Source organism: Flavobacterium frigidum (assembly GCF_048286795.2).
Genome location: NZ_JBLVPT020000001.1, coordinates 118,965 through 139,715, shown reverse-complemented (window position 1 = coordinate 139,715; position 20,751 = coordinate 118,965). Strand labels below are relative to the sequence as shown.

Annotated in this window: 17 protein-coding genes and 2 tRNA genes; 8 read left to right on the top strand and 11 right to left on the bottom strand. The window is 33.7% G+C overall.

Annotation, left to right across the window (positions count from 1 at the left end; translation table 11 throughout):
- Positions 1–27 precede the first annotated feature (27 nt).
- The 10 genes from ACNQGB_RS00680 to ACNQGB_RS00635 all read right to left on the bottom strand — a co-directional run bounded on the left by ACNQGB_RS00680 (position 28) and on the right by ACNQGB_RS00635 (position 14,604).
- Positions 28–1,416, bottom strand: a complete 1,389-nt coding sequence (locus ACNQGB_RS00680; protein WP_417943524.1) for a TolC family protein — start codon at positions 1,414–1,416, stop codon at positions 28–30.
- Complete coding sequence (locus ACNQGB_RS00675; protein WP_417943525.1) at positions 1,416–2,762, bottom strand: HlyD family secretion protein; 1,347 nt, start codon at positions 2,760–2,762, stop codon at positions 1,416–1,418. The genes ACNQGB_RS00680 and ACNQGB_RS00675 overlap by 1 nt, the downstream gene beginning before the upstream one ends.
- Before the next feature lie 2 nt (positions 2,763–2,764).
- Positions 2,765–4,432, bottom strand: coding sequence for a peptidase domain-containing ABC transporter (locus ACNQGB_RS00670; protein ID WP_417943526.1), 1,668 nt, complete (start codon positions 4,430–4,432; stop codon positions 2,765–2,767).
- Between the two features lie 6 nt (positions 4,433–4,438).
- Positions 4,439–5,110, bottom strand: coding sequence for a TetR/AcrR family transcriptional regulator (locus ACNQGB_RS00665; RefSeq protein ID WP_417943527.1), 672 nt, complete (start codon positions 5,108–5,110; stop codon positions 4,439–4,441).
- A gap of 53 nt (positions 5,111–5,163) precedes the next feature.
- A complete protein-coding gene (locus ACNQGB_RS00660) occupies positions 5,164–5,796 on the bottom strand; it encodes a leucine-rich repeat domain-containing protein (protein ID WP_417943528.1) in 633 nt (210 codons plus the stop codon).
- A gap of 312 nt (positions 5,797–6,108) precedes the next feature.
- On the bottom strand, positions 6,109–6,879 hold the full coding sequence (locus tag ACNQGB_RS00655; protein WP_417943529.1) for a DUF2490 domain-containing protein: 771 nt from the start codon (positions 6,877–6,879) through the stop codon (positions 6,109–6,111).
- Positions 6,880–6,884: 5 nt separating this feature from the next.
- On the bottom strand, positions 6,885–7,652 hold the full coding sequence (locus ACNQGB_RS00650) for a carbonic anhydrase (protein ID WP_417943530.1): 768 nt from the start codon (positions 7,650–7,652) through the stop codon (positions 6,885–6,887).
- A 346-nt stretch (positions 7,653–7,998) separates the two neighbouring features.
- Positions 7,999–9,516, bottom strand: coding sequence for a 2,3-bisphosphoglycerate-independent phosphoglycerate mutase (gene gpmI, locus ACNQGB_RS00645; RefSeq protein ID WP_417943531.1), 1,518 nt, complete (start codon positions 9,514–9,516; stop codon positions 7,999–8,001).
- 139 nt (positions 9,517–9,655) lie between these two features.
- Positions 9,656–12,073 (bottom strand): DUF5916 domain-containing protein, encoded by a 2,418-nt coding sequence (locus ACNQGB_RS00640; protein WP_417943532.1) that lies wholly within the window; start codon positions 12,071–12,073, stop codon positions 9,656–9,658.
- A 134-nt stretch (positions 12,074–12,207) separates the two neighbouring features.
- Positions 12,208–14,604 carry a DUF5916 domain-containing protein gene (locus ACNQGB_RS00635; protein WP_417943533.1) on the bottom strand — a complete coding sequence of 799 codons (2,397 nt, stop codon included), beginning with the start codon at positions 14,602–14,604 and terminating at the stop codon, positions 12,208–12,210.
- 189 nt (positions 14,605–14,793) lie between these two features.
- Between ACNQGB_RS00635 and ACNQGB_RS00630 the strand changes: the two genes are divergently transcribed.
- The 3 genes from ACNQGB_RS00630 (at position 14,794) to ACNQGB_RS00620 (ending at position 15,982) form a co-directional block, all read left to right on the top strand.
- Complete coding sequence (locus ACNQGB_RS00630; RefSeq protein ID WP_417943534.1) at positions 14,794–15,516, top strand: murein L,D-transpeptidase catalytic domain family protein; 723 nt, start codon at positions 14,794–14,796, stop codon at positions 15,514–15,516.
- A 286-nt stretch (positions 15,517–15,802) separates the two neighbouring features.
- Positions 15,803–15,875: transfer RNA gene (locus tag ACNQGB_RS00625), tRNA-Gly, on the top strand.
- 34 nt (positions 15,876–15,909) lie between these two features.
- A tRNA-Gly gene (locus ACNQGB_RS00620) sits at positions 15,910–15,982 on the top strand.
- A 267-nt stretch (positions 15,983–16,249) separates the two neighbouring features.
- On the opposite strand, the gene pepE is transcribed toward ACNQGB_RS00620, so the two are convergent.
- Positions 16,250–16,957 carry a dipeptidase PepE gene (gene pepE / locus ACNQGB_RS00615; RefSeq protein WP_417943535.1) on the bottom strand — a complete coding sequence of 236 codons (708 nt, stop codon included), beginning with the start codon at positions 16,955–16,957 and terminating at the stop codon, positions 16,250–16,252.
- 149 nt (positions 16,958–17,106) lie between these two features.
- Between pepE and ACNQGB_RS00610 the strand changes: the two genes are divergently transcribed.
- The 5 genes from ACNQGB_RS00610 to ACNQGB_RS00590 all read left to right on the top strand — a co-directional run bounded on the left by ACNQGB_RS00610 (position 17,107) and on the right by ACNQGB_RS00590 (position 20,693).
- Positions 17,107–17,862, top strand: a complete 756-nt coding sequence (locus ACNQGB_RS00610) for a hypothetical protein (protein WP_417943536.1) — start codon at positions 17,107–17,109, stop codon at positions 17,860–17,862.
- A 22-nt stretch (positions 17,863–17,884) separates the two neighbouring features.
- The gene (locus ACNQGB_RS00605; RefSeq protein WP_472777045.1) at positions 17,885–18,580 is read left to right on the top strand and encodes a hypothetical protein; all 696 of its coding nucleotides are present in this window, start codon (positions 17,885–17,887) and stop codon (positions 18,578–18,580) included.
- Complete coding sequence (locus tag ACNQGB_RS00600; protein WP_417943538.1) at positions 18,567–19,346, top strand: hypothetical protein; 780 nt, start codon at positions 18,567–18,569, stop codon at positions 19,344–19,346. The genes ACNQGB_RS00605 and ACNQGB_RS00600 overlap by 14 nt, the downstream gene beginning before the upstream one ends.
- Before the next feature lie 11 nt (positions 19,347–19,357).
- The gene (locus ACNQGB_RS00595) at positions 19,358–20,113 is read left to right on the top strand and encodes a hypothetical protein (protein WP_417943539.1); all 756 of its coding nucleotides are present in this window, start codon (positions 19,358–19,360) and stop codon (positions 20,111–20,113) included.
- A gap of 73 nt (positions 20,114–20,186) precedes the next feature.
- On the top strand, positions 20,187–20,693 hold the full coding sequence (locus ACNQGB_RS00590; protein ID WP_417943540.1) for a DUF6702 family protein: 507 nt from the start codon (positions 20,187–20,189) through the stop codon (positions 20,691–20,693).
- Positions 20,694–20,751 lie beyond the last annotated feature (58 nt).

The following is a 20,751-nucleotide window of genomic DNA, read 5'->3' as shown; positions in this document are numbered from 1 at the left end:
TTTGCAAAAATACAATTTTATAATTATTTATTCCGGATTGGCCATTATTTTAAAAAGCTCCGAATTTGATATGTAAAATCGGTTTTCAAGAGCAATCCCTGCAAGTTGCGCACTGACTAAATTATTCTCTCGGGTATTTATTAAAAACAGGGAGCTTTCGCCAAAACTAAACAAACGTTCTTCAGAAGTCAACATGGTGCGATTGTCTTGCATCAAGCCTTTAATTAGCTCTTTTTGTTTTAATAGCGATGTTATTTCTATCTTCTGTGCGTTGATTTTGTTGGTTAGTTGTACTTTTTCAAGATCCAAGGTAAATTCGGATTCCTGTACTTTATACTTTGCTAATTTCAGGCTTCCGCGTTCTTTTCGAAGAAATAATGGAAAATAAAAATCCAAGCCTATTTTATAATCTTGAAATTTGTAGTTGTCAATATAGCTAGGTTCTGCTAAATAGGAGTAGCCAATATCAATTTTTGGCAACAGCATATTTGCTTTTAATTTTTTATCTACGTTTAGCATATCGATTTTGCTTTGCAACGCATTAATTTTTGGATGATTGGTTATGGTAAAATCCGTATTTAATAAATCATTGGTTCGTAAAGTCTCTTGAATGGTGAATTCCAGCAGTATTTCTGGAACTAATTCATCTGATAACTCTAATGGAATGTTATTTTCTAGCCAAAGAAAATTAGCGAGTTCTAATTTGGCTTTAGCCAATTTAAGCATAGAATCTTCTAAACTTAAAGTTCTGTTTTTTACAATAATTCCTGCCTCAACGCTGTCAATAGCTGGTTTGTCTCCCTGCGTAATCAAGGATTGAATTCCTTTAAATCTAATTTGTGCATTCGAATTGTATTCTTGGTATAACGCTACTTCGCTGTAGTTTTTTTTCCAATTAAAATAGGCTATTGAAGCATCATACAAAACGGCAATTGCTTGAAGTTTTCGTTCTGCTTGGCTCAATTGCATTTGCATTTTTGCTTTACGTACATCGGCCATACGCTGGTTTATGAACAATCCTTGTCCCAGCGGAACTGTAACTCCAAGTGAGGTAAGGCCTTGGTTTGGAACTGTATTTTCGGGATTGAGGTACACGCCTTCGTTGTTGTCAAATCCAGCCTTAATTTCTATTCCGTACCAAGTTGGGATTTTAAAACTACTGTTTAGGATAGAATAATATTCAGTGTCTTTGAATTGTTTCTTACTAAAATCGACTTCAATTTTTGGATCAAAACCACCGCGAGCCATCATCAAATTAGCTTGTGCTTTATTGATTTCTAAATTGGCACTTTTTACTAATGGATGGTATTTTTTTACATATCCTAGAAATTCTGTGTATGTAAATTCTTTAGAAGAACTGTTTTGTGCCGTTACTGCAAAACCACAGAATAAAAAAACTAAAAATAGGTGTTTCATTATTTTTTCTCTTTAGTAGTTTTTGTCATTGGCGTGTAATAATTTGGCGGAAAGCCGTTCAAAGTTCTCCATAATTCAAACCAAACAGGAACGTTGTTCAACAAAGCAATTGTTTGTGCGCCAGAGCCAATGCTCAGTTGTTTTGGCCATTTGTCTTCATTTTTATCAGGCGCAATCAATACTCGGTATTTTCCGTTTTCACTGATGAAATTTTCGATGGCTACAATTTCTCCACCAAAAGTGCCATAGGACATATCTGGCCATCCAGAAAATACGATTGTCGGCCAACCATCAAACCAAACGCGGACTTTTTCGCCTTTGCTTAACAATGGCAAATCAATAGGATTTACAAAAGTTTCTACAGCAATATCATACTCTGATGGCATAATCGTAGCTATAGGTGTTCCTTCCTTAATTGTTTCTCCTATGCCAGATTGTAAGGCTCTGTTGACATAGCCATTTTGTGATGCTTTGATATAATACATGCCGTTTCGAATGCTGTAATTAGCGTATTGATTGGCTAGTTTGTTAACTTGCGCATCGGTATCAAATTGACTGCTTAGTGCAGTAAACTTATCACTATTGGCTTTTGAAGCTTTCTCTGCATACTCTGCGCCAATTCTATTTATTTCAACTTTAGCATTAATTAACTCATTTTTGCTCGTTAAATATTTGTTTTCCTGAGTGATAATTTTCGCCTCAACTTCCTGTAATTTGAGTCTTTTTTCTTCAATATCAGTCAATGGTTTCAATCCTTCTTTATTTAAGGCAACAGATCGATTGAATTGCGTATTGGCTATTCTTAATTGTGTTTTTACGGCCACTAAATCAATACTGTCACTTTTTATTTTTAGTACTGATTGTTTGATCTTGTTTTGGGCTTGCTCTAGTTTTAAAACTTTTTCGTTTTCTATAGCTTGAATTTGTCCTGTTAACGTAGTTACTTTTGAACCATAGGATTGCTGAGATTGTTTTTTAGCATCCATCTGATTCTTTGTATTTTGTACTAAGTTAGGATCCATATATTCCTCTTTTATCTCGGATATAAACAAGATGGTATCTCCTTTTTTAACAAAGTCACCTTCTTGAACATACCATTTTTCTAGTCTCCCAGAAATGACACTTTGAATAGATTGTGGTCTTTGATCTGGTTTTAAAGTCGTCACGGAGCCACTTCCTGAAATATTTTGCGTCCAAGGTAGAAAAAGAGCTACTATCCCAACAATGGAAACTCCAGCGATTATTTTATTTAAAATTTTGTAATGCGGTCTGTTTTCTAAATTTTTTACAGTTGAAAATCGAGCAAGCGACGGTAATTTTATTTTATTATTGGATATGTTTAGCATAACTAATTATTTTTAAAATCATGTGCAATAATGCCATTGTCCATGATAATGTTTCGGGTGCATTTGGTTTTCCAATATGGATTTTTTGACGACACAATAATGGTCCATTTGTGTTTATCAGAGGTGATAAAGTCGATGATTTCTTTTGCAATATCTTCATCCATTACGTCAGTAGGATCTTCATAAAAAAGAATTTTGGGTTTATGAATGATACTGCGAGCTAATAGCACTTTTTGAGCATTAGACGAGGATAATTGTTTTCCTTCGGGAAAAATGCGCGTATCAAGTCCTTTTGGCAATGATTTGATGAACGAGGTGAGTTTTACGCCATCAATTGCCCATCGAAGATCTTCGCTGCTTACTGATGGGTCATTGAAAGTGATATTCTCCAATAAGGTACCTTCAAAAGGTGTTTCCCCATGAATGATACTGCCTATTTGCGAGTGGTATTGCTTTAAATTTATTTTTCTAAACGTATCATCATTGATGTACAAAGACCCAGAGGTGGGATGCAACAATCCAGATAAAATACGAATGAGGGTTGTTTTTCCAGATCCATTGGCACCGTAAATTGCAATTCTTTCTCCTTGTTCTATTTTCAAGGTTAAACCATGGAGTATTTCCTTAGAGTAATCAGAGAATTTGAAACTTAAGTCCTCTGTTTCCAATGTAATTTTGTTGTAGCACGTCTCACTTTTAGAGTCAATCTCATCTTCTAACTCTAAATCAGTTATTTGCCCTATTTTTTCAATTGAAGTAAGCACATCATAAAACGTCTCTAAACCTAGAATTATTTTTTCGACAGAATTAATTACTAATAAAATAATAATCTCTGCTGCAACAAACTGTCCGATATTCATTTGTTGTGACAATACAAGAAATCCACCTATGGAGAGCAAACTTGCTGTAATAATGATTTTAAAAATGATTAATTGACTGAATTGTCGTTGAATAATTTTAAAATGCTTTTCTCGATAGATTAAATAGTCGCCTACAAGATTGTTGTTTTTTTGCAAGCCATAATTGTAATTTAAGTCATTTTTGAAACTGAAATTATTACGTGCCATTTCTTGTAACCAGCCTGCAACTTTATACTTAAATTTTGATTCTTTTAAACTAGTTTCTAGACCAGATTTATATGAAAACTTAAAAATAAAAAACAACAGTAAGAACAGTAAGAATCCAAAAACAATAAAGTAAGGATGGTATAAAGAAAGCAAAATAAGACCGAAAATAATTTGCAACAAAGCCGCTGAGAAGTCAATTAATAACTTCGAAGTTCCTTTTTGAATGTTCATGGTGTCAAAAAAGCGATTGGCTAACTCGGGAGGATAGGTGTCGTAAAGCTCTTCGTTTTTTATCTTTGGTAAACGGGCCGCAAATTCAAAAGAGGAGCGTACGAATATTTTTTGTTGTAAGTTTTCAGTAATTCGAAGTTGCATTAGCGACAAAATCCCAACTAGTGCTACGCCAAAAACGACCAAAACGATCAACACAATCCAGGAAGCACTCACGCGCCCAGATTGAATAAAGTTTATAATAGCTTGAATGCCAAGTGGCAATGACAAGCTTATTAATCCAGCAAAAATAGCATAGAAAAATATTTGATATACATCTTTCCGGTCTAATGCCAGTAAATTATAAAATCGTTCTAAAGGTGTGTTTTTCATATTTTTTTATTTGGTAATTATTTTCACTAAATCGATATAAAAATGAGTCGGTGAAACAGTTTCATTACAATTTGTTATTGTTTTTAAATGATCTTTCAAAAAATGTTGATGCAAGGCACCTTCCACAATTGAAGAGGCTAAACTTTTAGCAAATTGGTACTCCGGATTTACCGCCTCAATCATTGCGATAATGCGATTAATGACTTTTTTATACACTAAAAATAAACCTATTTTGTTTTCCTCATCAACTTCTTTGGTTAAAAGGGTTTTGGTAAATTCGGCGATGATGATCTTGTTTAATATAGCCTCATTAATATGCGCAGTGTTAGAATCGTCTTCTATTTTTTCGGTAACAATAGCGATTGCTTTTTTTAGTTTTTCTAGAGGATTAGCTATGTTGTTGGTAGCAAAAACTAATTTATATTCCATCCATCCCCAATACCAGGAAGATAGGTATAAAAGGAGTTTATGCTTACTTTCAAAATATCGGTAAATAGAGCTTTCATTAGACCCAATGCTTTCCCCTAATTTCTTGAAGGTAAAATTTTCAAAACCAATTTCATCAATAAGTAAGATACTGTTTTCTATTATTTTTTTACCTAAAGTGGAGGTTTCGGGATTTTTAACGTACAACTTCTCGTTAATAGTAATACTAATATTTGGTAAAATAGCGTCCATAATTTTGTTTAATCTCAAATTTGAATTTAGTATCTGTTTTTAATTTTATCCTGTTAGAAATTCACTTTAAATCCAAAATTCAAATTTTTCATGTCTTGTAAGTCGGTTTTTATTTTGTTGTCTTTTAAATCTAAAAATTTGAGATGATCTAATTCTTTTAAAACCGGAACTTTCTCAATTTGATTATTTCCTAGAAATAAATATTCTAGATTTTTTATTTTTAATAATTCACTTGGTAGTGTTTTGAGGTGATCATTTTCTAGATACAAAGATTTAAGGATTGGTAACTTAGCTAAAACATTAAGTGTTTGTGGTAAGTCCATTCTGCTTTCATCGTTTAATCGTACTTCTTCAAGTAATTTTAGATTTGAGAAATCACTAGGAAGCATATCAAAGTCATTACCACTTAAGTCAATTGATTTTAAAGTTTTTATTTTTGTAATACCACTTGGAATTTCTTTCAAATGGTCATTTTTCAAACTCAAGTATTCTAAGTTGATAAATTTAGACCAATCCACACCATCAAGTTTTATGTTTTGATTGCTTAAATTCAATCGATAGATAAGTTCTGGATTTTTTAAAGCATCATTAAGATCATTGAATTCTCTGTTTTTGTCATACTGTATTTGACCCCATAAACTAGATGTGAGTAAAAGTACAATTGCAGAAAAAAAGTATGTTTTCATAGTTTTGGTTTTTAATTCAAACAAAAGTACACCATAATTAATAGTAATACTATCATTTCGTTGTTATTTAACGATAATTTAAGATGAAAATTATAGTGCCATTGCACGGTGTAATTCACACAAAAAAGCATACAGTTTAGTATGCTTTTGTATCTAAAATTAAATAATATAATTAATTTGCTTTGCTAATTTTACTTTGATGTCAATTTTTAATTGATTTCATTTAGAAGCTGTAATTTAAATGCTTGCATTTTGTCTCAATTGAAATATTTACGGCAAACTAATCAGTATTTAAGATAATACATGTAAGACTTATTTAGCTGTTAAATCAATTCCTATTACGGTATTTACAACAAAGCCATTATTGTTTTGGAACACGTTTCGCTGATCGATTTCCCTGCCAAGTTGTACCCTTTGATTGAGGTAACCACCTTCAATTCTTAAATTAGAATTAAATTTATAACCCAATAGCAACCCAATTCTATTTTGGTCAAAAATATTTTCATTTACATTTTTACCAAAACCAATAAATATCTCATTATATGCAGCTACATAAGGCGTTTTGTTTGCAATCTCATTGCCCTTTAAAGGCATTTGAATGCGGAACATGTATCGTAAGCGGTTTAAAAAAAGGTAATCATCTTCAACAATTAATTCTGGTTTTGTATATCTACCTACAAATCGTTGCTCCAGCATAAAGCGATGCGACAACTCCACCTTTGAAATTTTATCGGTCAACGTTACCATTTGAAAAATTCGATGCTCGGTAAAATCCTTGCCTAAACCGTTAATTGGGAAATCTCCATACGGATAGGTTTCAATCCATGCGTAACCCGCTCTCAATTGTATTTTAGGATTGGCTTGATAATTTAATCCTACCCTTAAAAGGCCTTGTTGTTTGTCATTGACGTAATTGTCTCTTCGCCATTGATATTCTGAGTGGATACTAAATTGTTTTGCTATTTTAAAAGTTCCAAAATAGCCCAGCCAGCCTATTTGGTTGTTATCTTGGATCCTTGTGCTTTGAGCAAATACACTGCTGAAGACAAGCAGCAGCAGTGTTGATAAAACAATTTTCTTCATTTACATTATTTCTTAAGTTGTGGTAAATTATGTAACGTTTCTTGTAAAAATTCGACTTTTCCAGTGTGAATGTCATAAACGGCACCTACAATTAAAATTTCTCCGTTTTTATATTTCTTGTGCAAAATAGGATCTAAGTCACGTAAATTATTTACTTGATCAATCACATTTTGACGGACAGCATTATTAACTGGATTCCCAGGTAAATGAGCACATTTAGCAACCGCAGGTTTAATTTCATTTATTAAGGTTACAATATGACCAGGCACATCTTCTGGGCGTTCTACAGCCGCAGCTACGGCTCCGCATTCTGTGTGTCCGAGTACTACAATTAGTTTTGTTTTCAATTTTAAAACAGCAAACTCCATACTGCCATAGGATGCAGCTGCAGATACTTGCCCTGCTGTTCTGATGATAAATAAATCACCTAAACCTTGATCGAAAATCATTTCATTAGGAACTCTAGAGTCTGAACAGCCTACAATTGTTGCAAAAGGTTCTTGACCGTTTTCAAGGCTTTTGATGGTGTTCATATCTTGCCTTGGTTTGATTGTTTTTCCTTCAATAAAACGCTTGTTTCCACCCATTAGTTTCTTTAACGCTATTCTTGGATCTGCATAAGCAGAATCTCTATTGACAACATAATGCTCTTTTCTCCATTGTGGGGAATCAATTTCAGCTTTTTTTTCTCTTTCTTTTTTACTCTTTTTTTCTTGGGCATAAGTCGTGGTTGTTAGGGCCAAACACATTAAAAATAACAATAGTTTTTTCATTTTAATTTAATATTAGTTACACATTTAAATTTGAAACAAATGTAAACAAAAATAATAGTATTGCTATTAATTATGAAAATTTAACTTTTATTTATGTGAAATTAGCTTTTAACTGTGAGAGTCTAATTCATAAAAAAAGAGCTGATCAAAAATACTTTTGACAACTCTTTAGTTTTTAATTATCTTTCATTTGCTTAACGGTCACCATTTTTACCAGGCGCTCCATTTTTACCATTCTCGGTTCCTATTCCCTTTGAACCATTCTCGCCAGGGCTACTATTCTTGCCTGTTCCTAATTAGTAACAACTTGATAATGCGATAGTTAATAACGCAATGATATACTTTTTCATAGCAGTGAATGACACGTCATTACCTCAGGTTTTTCAACCCCCAATAGTTCTAAAATAGTTGGAGCAATATCACCTAATACACCATCATGGATCAATCGGATGTCTTTGTCTACTAGAATTATCGGAACTGGATTTGTAGTATGCGCCGTATTTGGACTGCCATCAGGATTAATCATCGTTTCACAATTTCCATGATCTGCAATTACTAGTGTTGTATAATTATGGGCTAGTGCGGTTGTGATCACCTTTTCTACACATTGATCAACAGCTTCGCACGCTTGTATTGCTGCACTCATAATTCCTGTATGGCCCACCATATCGCCGTTGGCAAAGTTGAGACAAACAAAATCTACTTCTTCTTTCTCTAACTCTGGCACAAGGGATTCTGTCAATTCAAAGGCGCTCATTTGTGGTTGTAGATCATAAGTGGCCACTTTTGGAGAATTTTTCAAGATGCGGCTTTCGCCAATAAATGGCTGCTCTCTACCTCCAGAAAAGAAGAAAGTAACATGCGGATATTTCTCTGTCTCCGCAATACGAATTTGCTTTTTGCCCGCTTTCTCCAGGACTTCACCTAGCGTTTCCGTAATATTATCTTTATTGTAAACGACTTTTATATTTTGGTACGTTTCGTCATAATTGGTAAGCGTAACATAATACAACTTGAGTTTGTACATATTTTGCTCATGACAATCCATTTGCGTTAAAACCTCTGTTAATTCTCGTCCTCTGTCGGTTCTGAAGTTAAAGAAAATAACCACGTCGTCCTCTTCAATTGTAGCTAGTGGTTTATTATTTTCATCAACCATCACTGTAGGATGGATAAATTCGTCGGTTACATTTACTTCATAACTTTCTTCAATAGAAGCAACGGCATTTGTAGTATGCCTTCCTATACCATTAACTAATAAATCATAGGCAAGTTTTATTCTTTCCCAGCGTCTGTCGCGATCCATGGCATAATAACGCCCCACAATTGAAGCCAGTTTTACAGTGGTGTTTGCAATATAATCTTGTAAATCTTGAATATAATGTTTGCCTGATTTAGGATCTACGTCACGACCATCAGTAAAGGCATGAACAAAAACTTTTTGCAAGCCGTGCTGCTGTGTAGCATCGATCAATCCGCGTAAATGGGAGGTGTGGGAGTGTACACCGCCATCAGAAACTAAACCTAAAAAATGTACTTTTTTGTTGTTTATTTTGGCATACGAAAAAGCATCTACTAAAACTTGTTCTTTAGTTAAAGTGTCGTGTGCCACGGCAAGGTTTATTTTAGCTAAATCTTGATATACAATGCGGCCAGCGCCAAGATTCATATGTCCAACTTCGCTGTTCCCCATTTGGCCATCAGGCAGACCTACATTTAAACCATCCGTTCGTAGTTGTGCACTTGGATAATTTCTATATAAACTATTTATAAAAGGGACATTAGCATTATCAATCGCTGAAACTTTAGGATCAGGAGATTTACCCCAACCGTCTAAAATCATTAGAATTACTTTTTTGTTCATTACGGTATCTTTTAAACAAAGGTAAAGTATTTATAAAAAAATTTGAGGCAATAGAAAGCACTATTGTGCATTTAAGCACTAAGCTAGATTAAAATGATGATTGTGTGATGTAAGGATAGTTTTTTTTAAATAAATTCATTTAGAACATATTTTTGACCTGATTGTAGTCAATAAAATAGCGCACACTAATAGAGAAAACGTGACTTAAAGCTTCATTATTTAATAAATTAGTAACATTATCATTAAAATCTTTATTGATGTTTCTCTCGAATGCACCTGCATTATTGCGGTACAAAACAGAGACTTGACTGCCAGGCGCAAACCACCACGTATAAGATACATCAGCATTCCAAGAATAAAAACTCGAGTTTTTATTAACGGAATAACCAGCAAAATCCGCCAGTCTTCCGTTTTGTTCTAGAGATAAAATGTTTTTATTTTCGGCATACGACCAGTAATGACGCAATGCAATATTAAAAGTCATTTGGCTGTTGAGTGCATATTTTCCAGACAGTGTATTAGAGTAGGTAATGACATTTCTGTTAGCGAAAATAATGGTGTTTGGCGTTGCTGCATTCATATCATCATTTACGCTATCAATATACCCCTTATTATTATTTTGTCTGGAGAAGTTAAAGTTGTAATTTAAAGATAATTTATCGTTAAAACGGTATCTAGGACCTACTGAAAAACCGTAAGTATTTCGCCCAGCTTCATCAAAAACATTATAAGATGGATTAAAATCAAAAGAAAAAGGATTGTTGTAATTTGTTGATATGTAAATAAAACCGCCAACTCTAGTAGGTCTGATAACAAATCTATTCGCTGCTCTTGGTTCATAATAATCGAAAGTTTCTACTGGATTGGCATTGAAGCCTATTCCGAAATAATGATTTTTTTTATTGTTTGCATTAATTTGAAAATTGATATTGCTAGATTGAATTTTACCAGTTTCTTTTTGGAATTGCGAATAGGTATTTATTCTGGTGCTAAAAGAATTAAATAATTTGGTAGGATTCAAGATTCTGTAGCTCGAATTAGCATAAAAACTATAGTAATTGGTTTCGAAATTGATTCCTAAATCGTTATTGTCAAAATCCTTTGTCATTATTTCAGCTCCAATCCCGTGTCGAAACTTTCCACTGGTTTCTGCAAAGTTTAACCGCGAGTTAAATCCTGTTTTATCAATAGTACTATTGACATAGCTGTATTTAAAATCACCGGCTAGATTATAAGTATTTTTCTTGGTATTTAAGTCCCAAACTAATGCCGTGACATTTCCATCTCTAAAATTTCCGTTTCGAGTTACATTTGTATTTACAAATGAAACAGAGGAATTTTTGCGAAAGCGCTGATCGAGAACCAAAACACTATAATTTGCTAGCGGTTCTACCACTTCTTGCCTTGTGTTTTGGGTGTTAGTATTTTGAATTGTTGCGATGGTTTTTTCGGTAACTGCATTCAAAATTCCTATGCCCAAACCATTTTTGGTTCTTCCAGATATTTTAAAAGCATTGATCAAGTTTACGCTCGCTGGATTATCGATTATTTTCTCATTGGCTTGCACTGTTGGATATTTACTTGGGTTTCCCCCAATCCGTCTCGAATAAACCAAATTACCTTTGCTAAACAAATCAGTTCCTTCTGTAAAAAAAGGCCTGTTTTCATTAAATTGTTGCTCGAATGGTCCTAAATTTAGAATTTGATCATCGTATTTGGTTTGTCCAAAATCAGGAATTAGAATCATATCCAGCGTAAAAGCATCATTGATTCCGTATTTTAGATCCAATCCACCTTTAAGTGTCCCGTATGTTTTTTGTCTCGCATCAGCATTGACATAAAAAGAAGAATACGGTAAAAGAAAAAGTCGAGTAGGGGGTTTTATATTTTCAATTCCTTGTAAAACTCCAGTTTGTTGGGTAAAAGTTCCTAGTTTTGAATCTATAAAATTCCAAGAATATTTAAAACGGTCACGTCTTACCTCTCTAAAAAAATTAAGACCCCAAGTTTGTTTACTTTCTGCTGAAAAACGCAATGCCGCATAAGGGATTCGCATTTCAACTACCCAGCCTTCGGCCGTTATTATGGCTTTACTTTTCCATACAGCATCCCAGGAATAATCTTCCCCATTCGTGTCTGTAGCAATACAATCTGCCTGACCATCTGCTGCATTTACAAAAAATTGAAAGTCTTGTTGACCATCGTTAAACCCATTGATGAATACCCCAAAAACATCTGAGGTTCCAAAATTATCTCGTTGCGTGATCTCTTTTAATATTTTTTCGGGATTTTCATCGCGTAGCAAAGCACCTATGTAAATTGCATCATTATCATAAAGCACTTTTATCTCGGTTTTTCTATTTTCTGGAATTGGCTTGCCGTTATCGGGTTCAAATGTTATAAAATCAGAGGCAATAGCTGCTGACTTCCAAATGGATTCATCTAACTTTCCGTCAATTTCTATATTATCCGTGATGAATTTGGTCTGCAAAGTTTTCTTTTGGCTGTAGCTAAATATGGAAAGGAAGAGAGCGCAAAGGATTAATAGCTGTTTCATGAAACGATTGATTGGTTGATTGATGTTAAATTTAAAAAACAAAATAGTTTCATTGGTAAAAACACCATTGCACTGCATAGTTTGCCTTAATAGACTTCCTTTTGAAGTGAATGTTACAGTTTAGATGTAAAAAATTAGAATTTATTTTTTATTGTGTTGTAATCTATAAAATAACGTACACTCACAGAAAGTACAGACGTAAGGTCACTGTTAAAAATATTTTTTAAATTTCTTGATAAATCTTTTTCAACCATGTTGGCTCTTTCCAGTCCATAATTACGATATAAAATAGATATCTCACTTCCTGGAGCAAACCACCAAGAATAGGATAAATCGAAATTCCAGGAATTGAAATTTCGGTCTTTGTTTTTTGCGTAAGTTGTGTTTGGAGTTAGATATCCGTTATTTTGTAAGGTAAAGAATTCATGATTTTTAGAATATGACCAGTAATACCTTCCGGTTAGGTTGATAGTCATTTTGTTATTCAAGGAATATTTTCCAGTAAGATCATTTTGAAGAATTTCTCGATTCCGTTCTGCAAATATTATTTCAGAAGCATCATCAAAGCCAACCCAACCTCGATCATTATTGATTTTAGTATATTCTGTTGAATAAGCCAAGGAGAACTTATCGTTGAAACGGTATTTTGGACTTAAATAAAATCCATATGAGTTTCGACCTTTTTCATTAAAAGCCGTAAATGTTGGCTGCACTACCATTGTGAAAGGCTTATTATCATTGGTAGTGAAATTTACTATGGTAATAATTCTTTCAGGAATAAAAACATATCGGCCAAATTCACGAGGCTCATAAAAATCAAAAGTTGGCTGTGGAGAAAGTTCAAATACCAATTCCATAGCATCATTTTTCAAGGTTGTCGCTCTAAGCTCTGTGCCAAAAGCTCCTGTTTGTAGTTTTTTGGTGGTGTTATCCCATTCAAAATTAATGTATTCATTTATTCTGAAAGTATTGAAAACTTTGGTAGGATTAACTATTCGGTAACTCGCATGTCCATACGCATTGTGATAATTAGAATAAAAGCTGATTCCTAAATCATTTAAATCGTAGTTCTTAGAAACATATTTTCCCGAAAATCCGTACCGATACTTTCCACTGGTTTTTTCAAGTCCTATTTCAGTTTTAAAACCATTATAATCTTCAACAGTATTGATAGCATTGTATTTAAAGTTGCCATATAAATTATAAGTATTCGCTTTTGTATTTAGGTCAAACAACAACGCCGAAACATTGGCGTCTCTAAAATCTCCGTTCCTAGTAGTATTTGCATTAACAAAAGTAACTGATGAGTTTTGGTTGAAGCGTTGATCAAGAACCAACATGTTATAATTGGTTAGCGGTTCAATTACCTCTTTTCTTACTTCTCCTGTATCATTATTTAAGATAGTAGCTTTAGTTTTTTCTGTAACAGCATTCAAAAATCCAATACCTAGGCCTTTCTCTGTACGTCCAGATATTTTTACGGCATTCAATAAATCAACGGTGCCTGGATAATCTGTAATTTCTTCGTTTAATTCGATTACAGGTTCGTTAGTAGGAGCACCACCAATTCGTCGAGAGTAAAATAGTCCGCCTTTACTGAATAAATCAGTCCCTTCGGTAAAAAAAGGTCTGTTTTCCTCAAATCTTTGTTCAAAAGGCAAGAGATTTAAAATGGCATTGTCAAATTTTGTTTGTCCAAAATCAGGTACTAAAATAGCATCTAGGGTAAAGGAGTCGTTAAGGCCGTATTTGATGTCTAGTCCCGCTTTAAAAGTTCGGTCAGAGCCAATATCGCTCTCTTGATAATAAGCTGAAGTATATGGAATTATAAAAAGGCGGGTAGGGGTTTGTATATTTTCAATTCCTTCAAGAATACCAGCCTGCGGAATCACCGCTCCAATTTTAGTATCAATCCGGTTCCAAGTGTATTTTTGAACATTGCGTTTAATTTCCCGCATAAAGTTTAAGCCCCAAGTTTGTTTCTCGGCTTTTGAGAATCGTAAAGCCGCATATGGGATTTTCATTTCAACCACCCAGCCAAACTCAGTTAGTGTAACTTCACTGTCCCAAATGGCATCCCAACTAAAATCTTCATAATCCTCGGTGGCTAAACAATCCATTTGCACTCCAGCAGCGCTTACAAAAAAACGAAAGTCTTGTTGGCCATCATTAAACCCATTGATGTAAACCGAAAAGTGATCTGATACCCCAAAAACATCTCGATTGGTTATTTCTTTTTGAATTTTAGCTGGTTCATTGTCATACAGCAATGCCGAGATGTAAATGGCATTGTTGTCGTACACTATTTTAACCTCTGTTTTTTTATCGTTGGGTATAGGTTTCCCGTTGTCGGGCTCAAACATCACAAAATCAGTCGCTACTGACGCTGTTTTCCATATGTCTTCATTTATTTTTCCGTCGATGCTTATTGTGGAAGAGCTGAGTTGAGCTTGAAGTATTTTTTTTTGACCAAACGAATTGATACAGCAAGACAATAAGAAAAATAATGAAAGATAAATAAGCTTTGGCATGAATTTGGTTTAAGGTATTTGTAATAGATAATAAAAGTAGTACATAATAAGATTTCACCATCGGTCTTTAGATGTTTTTTTAATTTAATTTGTCAAATTAAAATTAAAGTTTTCATAATTATGGTTTTTTCAATACTATTATCCGTAGGTTTGCAATCCCGAATTTTACTAATAACCTAAAGAAAGTCAATGATTTATAACTTATTTCCTGCTGTTTTGTTTTTTCTGTTTACTATTTCTTTCAATAAAACAAATTCATTTGAGCCTACAAATCCTAAACCTATCGTTTATACCAAAACACTAAAAACAAGTGTAGAGGGTAAAATAAGTGTAGCATATAGCTCTTTGCACTCAGATAAATTTGATTTGCCAAAACTAGAAAGTTTTACAGAAGCTTTAAAAGGATATTATTCTTTAAAAGATAAAGGATTGATCAAGAAAGATATTTTAACTTTAGTTGATTTTAGCTTGTCGTCTAATTCCAAAAGACTCTGGGTTATTAATCTTGCTACAGGAGATATATTATTTCATTCGCTTGTTGCACATGGAAGAAACACTGGAGATGAGTTTGCTTCTAATTTTTCAAATGCTGCAGAGTCCTATAAAAGTAGTTTGGGCTTTTACGCCACAGGCGAAATTTATAATGGCAAACATGGAATGTCTCTAAAATTAGATGGATTAGAAAAGGGAGTCAATGACAATGCGCGCGCAAGAGGTGTGGTGATGCATGCCGCAGATTATGTGTCGAATTCATTCATTAGAAACAACAATAGATTGGGAAGAAGTCAAGGCTGTCCTGCTGTTCCCGTTGAGTTGTCTAAAGAGATTATTACTGTAATAAAAGATAAATCGTGTTTCTTTATTTATCATCCTTCCAGAGTATCTAAATTTAGAGCAGAGTCAATTTCTTAACGTAAAAACAAAAGTAGGAATCAAGATTTTGGTTTTTTAATGGGTTTAGCAGTTTATAAAAGGCAATTTTTGCAGCTAACTGGTATTTAATCAAGTATTTTTAAGTCGTTTTTAATTTTTTTTTAAAATATTTTGGTTTGATTTAAATGGTATAATATTTTCATATTAAATTATTTAGGATTTTAATCCTCGCAATAGAGCGATGTCGAGCACTGAAGTTTTGGACTTTTTAAAAAAAAAGCTTGCATCAAAGGAAACTTATTAAGTATATTTGCACCGTAGTAATGCGAAAGTAGCTCAGTTGGTAGAGCTCCAGCCTTCCAAGCTGGTTGTCGCGAGTTCGAGCCTCGTCTTTCGCTCTAAGTCTTATTTAAGATTTATTTTTATTGTAATGCGAAAGTAGCTCAGTTGGTAGAGCTCCAGCCTTCCAAGCTGGTTGTCGCGAGTTCGAGCCTCGTCTTTCGCTCTAAAGCCTTAAACTTTTGTTTGAGGCTTTTTTATTTTAATGTTGTGCGAGTCCCGAAGCTTCGGGATACCCCGTGAACGCAGAGATACGGGAAGCCTCGTCTTTCGCTCTAAAACGGCAAACATTGTTTTAGGTTTTTTTATTTTAAGATTTTGCGAGTGCCAAAGTCGAGTACCTGTAAATGGTATGATACAATAGGAAGTCTCTTATTACCCATTATAAAGCCGAAACATTACGTTTCGGCTTTTTTGTGAGCTATTTGTTAAATTATTTCAAAAAATGTAAATCAATTCCGCTTTCGATTTCTTCAGGCGGTTGGTTTTGTCGGAACAAACGGGCTGTTAAATCTCCTTTCAAAGTAATGGTTTCGCCTTTTACATCCAGCCAACTTCCTTCTCTTAATCCTAAGACGGGTACCGAATTATAAGCATGATATTCTTGTATTCTGGTTTCTCTTGTTTCTCCCATATGTTTAGAATTGGTATCGGGATCCAAATAATGCGGGTTTAGATTAAATGGAATTAATCCTAACGTTTTAAAACTTGGCGGAAAAACAATCGGCATGTCATTTGTAGTTTGCATGGTTAGTCCACAAATATTACTTCCGGCGCTGGTTCCCAAATAGGGAGTTCCGTTTTTCACTACTGCAGAGAGCGCTTCCATTGCGTTGGTTTTATACAATTGAGAAACTAAAACAAATGTGTTTCCGCCTCCAGTAAAAATACCTTCAGCTTTTTTCAAGGCTTGTGGTGCCTCTTCAAACTGATGAATTCCGATTACCTTTTTATTTATTTTGGCGAAAGCCAAGCTAACCATAGCAGTATATTCGTCGTGTGATATGCCTCCTGGTCTTGCATAAGGGATAAAAAGAATGGTAGAACAGTTTCGAAAATGAATTTTTAATTCAGGTAATAAATAGTCTAGATAATTTTGATTAGCAAGCGTAGAGGTACTTGCGATGAGTATGTTTTTCATTTTTAAGTGCATAATTTGCGTTAAAGGTATAAAATCACTGTGCTTATTCTCGCATTTTTAATTAACATTTTTTTATCAAGCTATTAGTACTTAATTTGGAATGCATTAAGATACTTTTACGAACGGTTAGTAACGAATTGCAAAAATGGATGATTAGAATTGTTTACTTTTTTTTGGTATTTGTAGTTACGAATGGTCTAGCTCAAGAGTCGTTTCGTGTAAAATTGAAAGGAAGAACTACTTTTGAATTCTCAGCTTTGGAGGGAATTACCGTATTGAATTTAAAAAGTCAGCAAGCAGTAGTTTCAGATAAATTGGGAAATTTTTCTATACTGGCTAGAGTTGGAGACAGTTTATGCTTCGCCGAAGGGCAATTTAAAGAGGTTAAGATTGGCCTAACTCAAAAGGATTTTGAAAAAGAAATACTTACTGTACAGATGGCGCTCAAAGTAAATGAATTGAAAGAAGTTGTTGTCAAAAATGATATCAACGCGGTCTCTATGGGGATAATTCCAAAGGGGCAAAAAACATATACTCCAGCAGAAAGAAAATTATATACTGCAACTGATCTCAATGCTTCGGCTAATGTGGGCAGTATGATGGGAGGATCTGTTTCTGCCGATCCACTTTTGAATTGGATTTCTGGACGAACAAAAATGCTTAAAAAAGAACTCGAAGTTGAAAAGAAAGAATCCTATTTGCGACAATTAGAGAATTGGTTTACGCCAGACTATTTTGTTATTAAATTGAAAATTCCCGCGGAGTATGTCAAAGGATTTCAATATTATAGTATTGAAAACGAGCCATTAGTGGCTGTTTTAAAAACTAAGAATAAGACAATGACCACTTTTTTAATAGGAGAATTGGCTTTAAAATATAAAGAGATAATCGCTAGTGAAAATTAAATATACCTTACAGATACTAATCTTGTTGTTAGTTCAAATTTGTTTTGCTCAAACGGGTAACATTCGCGAACTACGCGGAAAAATCAGTGCCGATTCGCTGGCGGTCGATCGCATTACAATTGAAAATGTAACCACAGATAAAACTGTCTTTTCGGACAGCAAGGGTTTCTTTACTATAGCGGCAAAGGAAGGTGATGTTTTAGTTTTTACAGCGGTTCATCTAGAGGGACTTCGAAGAAGGATTAATCAAGAAGATTTTTTACTAGATAGTATAACCATTAACATGATTCCTAAAAGTATCTTGTTGAACGAAGTCTTTGTGAACGAATCTACAATCACGGCGGAAAGTCTTGGAATTATTCCGTACGGCCAAAAAAAGTATACGCCAGCCGAGAGAAAATTATACACAGCAACCTCTGGCGGCGGGATTGATGGGTTGTTAAATACTATTTCAGGCCGAAAAGCAATGCTGAAAAAAGAAATCATTGTCGAAAAGAAATTGCAGCTTTTGGATCGAATTGATGATCTTTTTGAAGACAAGTTCTATCTTGAAACTCTTAAGATTCCACAGGATTATATACGAGGATTTCAATATTATTGTATTGATGATGTAGCCTTTGCTAATGCTTTGCGAGCTAAAAACAAGACGCTGATTCAATTTTTAATAGTCAAACTAGCTGAAAATTATAACGAAATTATTGCGGGTGAAAATAAATAGTAGTCTTTTACTAGTTTTGTGTTTGGTCTACCAAATTTCTATTGGTCAAACTCCTGCTGAGAGAATGCTTCGCGGTACAATAAGAGTCGATGCTACCCATGCAAATGGAATAAGTATCCTAAACTTAAGCACTGATGAATATACCACCACAAATCAAGATGGAGAATTTGTAATTATGGTTCGAATAAATGATGTGCTAGTTTTCACTGCCGTGAATGTAGAAACCACAAAACGGGTAGTTAAGCAAGAAGACTTTATGTTGGGTTTGATACATGTAGAAATGAAAGGTAAAGCCACTCCGCTTAAAGCAGTTATTATTAATTCGAATGCAATAAATGCCGTTTCAGAAAGAATTGTTGCTAAGGAACCTAAGAAATATACCGTTGCAGAAAGACGATTGCGCACTGCAGGAGATTTTAAACCAATTATGTTATTAGGATTATTGGGCGGGGTAATGCCTCTTGACCCGATTATCAATAAAATTAATGGGCGAACTAAGCGGCTCAAAAAATTAGTTTTCGTAGAAAAAAAAGAGAAGTACATTAAAATGATTTCTGAATGGTATGAGCATGATTATTTTACGACGCAATTAGGGTTGCCTGGGGAATATGTAAGTGGATTTAAAAATTATCTGGTCGAAAATGAATTTTTTGTAAAAATTTTAGAGTCGAAGGATCAAGAAAAAATCACTTTTTATTTGGTGGGTTTGGCACAAGACTATAACAATTTATTGAAAAGTGAAAGTCAAATAGATCTTAACAAATAAAAAAATCTAAAATGAAGACGATATTAAAAATCCTTTTTTTGATTTTCATCTGCCAAGTTTCTTTTGGTCAAAATGAAAATAGAAAACCATTACACGGTCAATTTACAAATGAATCAACGATGGTAGACAACGGCTATGTTATTAATTTAAATTCAAAAACCAGAACTTTTATAAGCAGTCAAGGTTTTTTTGATATTTTGGCGAAAGCCAAAGACACATTGCTGGTTTCTAGTACCTCTTTTAAGTCAAAAAAAATAGTAATTCAAGATAAGGATTTCGCAAAACCGCTATTTGTAATTTCTTTGGAAACACAAACTACAGTACTGAAAGAAGTTATTGTAAAACGTAAAGCCGAAATAAAACCAATAACTGGGAATACGCAAAGTATTGTTGACATGCAATTTATTGATGATGCAAAGTCTTCTCCTATAAATAGGACGATGCCATCTGACGGGACTATAGAAAATGGAATGGATTTTGTAAAGATTTACAAAATGGTATCTAAATTATTCACCAAAGATTCGGCTAAAAAAAATGATTTGAATTCTACTATAGATTTTTCAGAAACGGTTGGAAAAGGAATTGACAAGTATTTTTTTACCACTACTTTGCAGTTAAAAAAAGAGGAAATTGGATTCTTTCTGGAGTATTGTGAGAATGATCCAAAGTCAAAAACGCTTTTAAAACAAGAAGACGAATTTCTATTAATTGATTTTTTAATCACCAAGAACGAGGAGTTTAAAAGAATTACTACTTTTGAAAAATGAAATCGCCTTGATTCCAGAATACAAATAAGATTGAAGCTGCCATATTTCGATAAAAAACAAATAGAATCTCTAAATGAAAAAAACAATTTTAACTACTTTTTTTGGATTATTATTTTTAACTACAACTTCCTTTGCCTTGCATAAATTTTATGTAGCCTTGTACCAAGTTAATTATGCTCCACAAAAGAAAATGGTACAAATTACGGCTCGTATTTTTGTAGATGATTTGAATGCTGCCATTGGAAAAAAATATACTAAAAAAGTTAATTTAGGTTCTGAAAAAGAAACAGATGAAGATCTCACATTACTAAAGAAGTATTTAGCCGAAAAATTCAGCATTAAAATCAACGGACAGTCCAAGACCATGACGTTATTAAGCAAAGAAATGGAAGGAGACGTGCTCATTTGTTATTTAAATATCAAGGAAATTCCTAAAATTAATGCAATTGAAATATTCAACACCGTTATTATAGAAGGAAATTCAGAACAGCAAAATATTATGCATTTTAACGTTGGTGGGATCAAAAACACCATACTTTTTACAGAATCAACATCAAAAGGAATGTTAAAATATGAATAAATTAAGATAAATGTATTTTTAATTATTATTTTCACACATTGAAAAACCAGATTTCAAC

Bases quoted from the DNA above. Each gene is read 5' to 3' on its own strand.
- ACNQGB_RS00590 (WP_417943540.1), top strand. From the start codon at position 20,187: ATGAAAAAAACAATTTTAACTACTTTTTTTGGATTATTATTTTTAACT.
- gpmI (WP_417943531.1), bottom strand. From the start codon at position 9,516: ATGAACAAAAAAGTAATTCTAATGATTTTAGACGGTTGGGGTAAATCT.
- ACNQGB_RS00660 (WP_417943528.1), bottom strand. From the start codon at position 5,796: ATGAAAACATACTTTTTTTCTGCAATTGTACTTTTACTCACATCTAGT.
- ACNQGB_RS00675 (WP_417943525.1), bottom strand. From the start codon at position 2,762: ATGCTAAACATATCCAATAATAAAATAAAATTACCGTCGCTTGCTCGA.
- ACNQGB_RS00665 (WP_417943527.1), bottom strand. From the start codon at position 5,110: ATGGACGCTATTTTACCAAATATTAGTATTACTATTAACGAGAAGTTG.
- ACNQGB_RS00650 (WP_417943530.1), bottom strand. From the start codon at position 7,652: ATGAAAAAACTATTGTTATTTTTAATGTGTTTGGCCCTAACAACCACG.
- ACNQGB_RS00610 (WP_417943536.1), top strand. From the start codon at position 17,107: ATGATTAGAATTGTTTACTTTTTTTTGGTATTTGTAGTTACGAATGGT.
- ACNQGB_RS00655 (WP_417943529.1), bottom strand. From the start codon at position 6,879: ATGAAGAAAATTGTTTTATCAACACTGCTGCTGCTTGTCTTCAGCAGT.
- ACNQGB_RS00680 (WP_417943524.1), bottom strand. From the start codon at position 1,416: ATGAAACACCTATTTTTAGTTTTTTTATTCTGTGGTTTTGCAGTAACG.
- pepE (WP_417943535.1), bottom strand. From the start codon at position 16,957: ATGAAAAACATACTCATCGCAAGTACCTCTACGCTTGCTAATCAAAAT.
- ACNQGB_RS00640 (WP_417943532.1), bottom strand. From the start codon at position 12,073: ATGAAACAGCTATTAATCCTTTGCGCTCTCTTCCTTTCCATATTTAGC.
- ACNQGB_RS00595 (WP_417943539.1), top strand. From the start codon at position 19,358: ATGAAGACGATATTAAAAATCCTTTTTTTGATTTTCATCTGCCAAGTT.
- ACNQGB_RS00635 (WP_417943533.1), bottom strand. From the start codon at position 14,604: ATGCCAAAGCTTATTTATCTTTCATTATTTTTCTTATTGTCTTGCTGT.
- ACNQGB_RS00670 (WP_417943526.1), bottom strand. From the start codon at position 4,432: ATGAAAAACACACCTTTAGAACGATTTTATAATTTACTGGCATTAGAC.
- ACNQGB_RS00630 (WP_417943534.1), top strand. From the start codon at position 14,794: ATGATTTATAACTTATTTCCTGCTGTTTTGTTTTTTCTGTTTACTATT.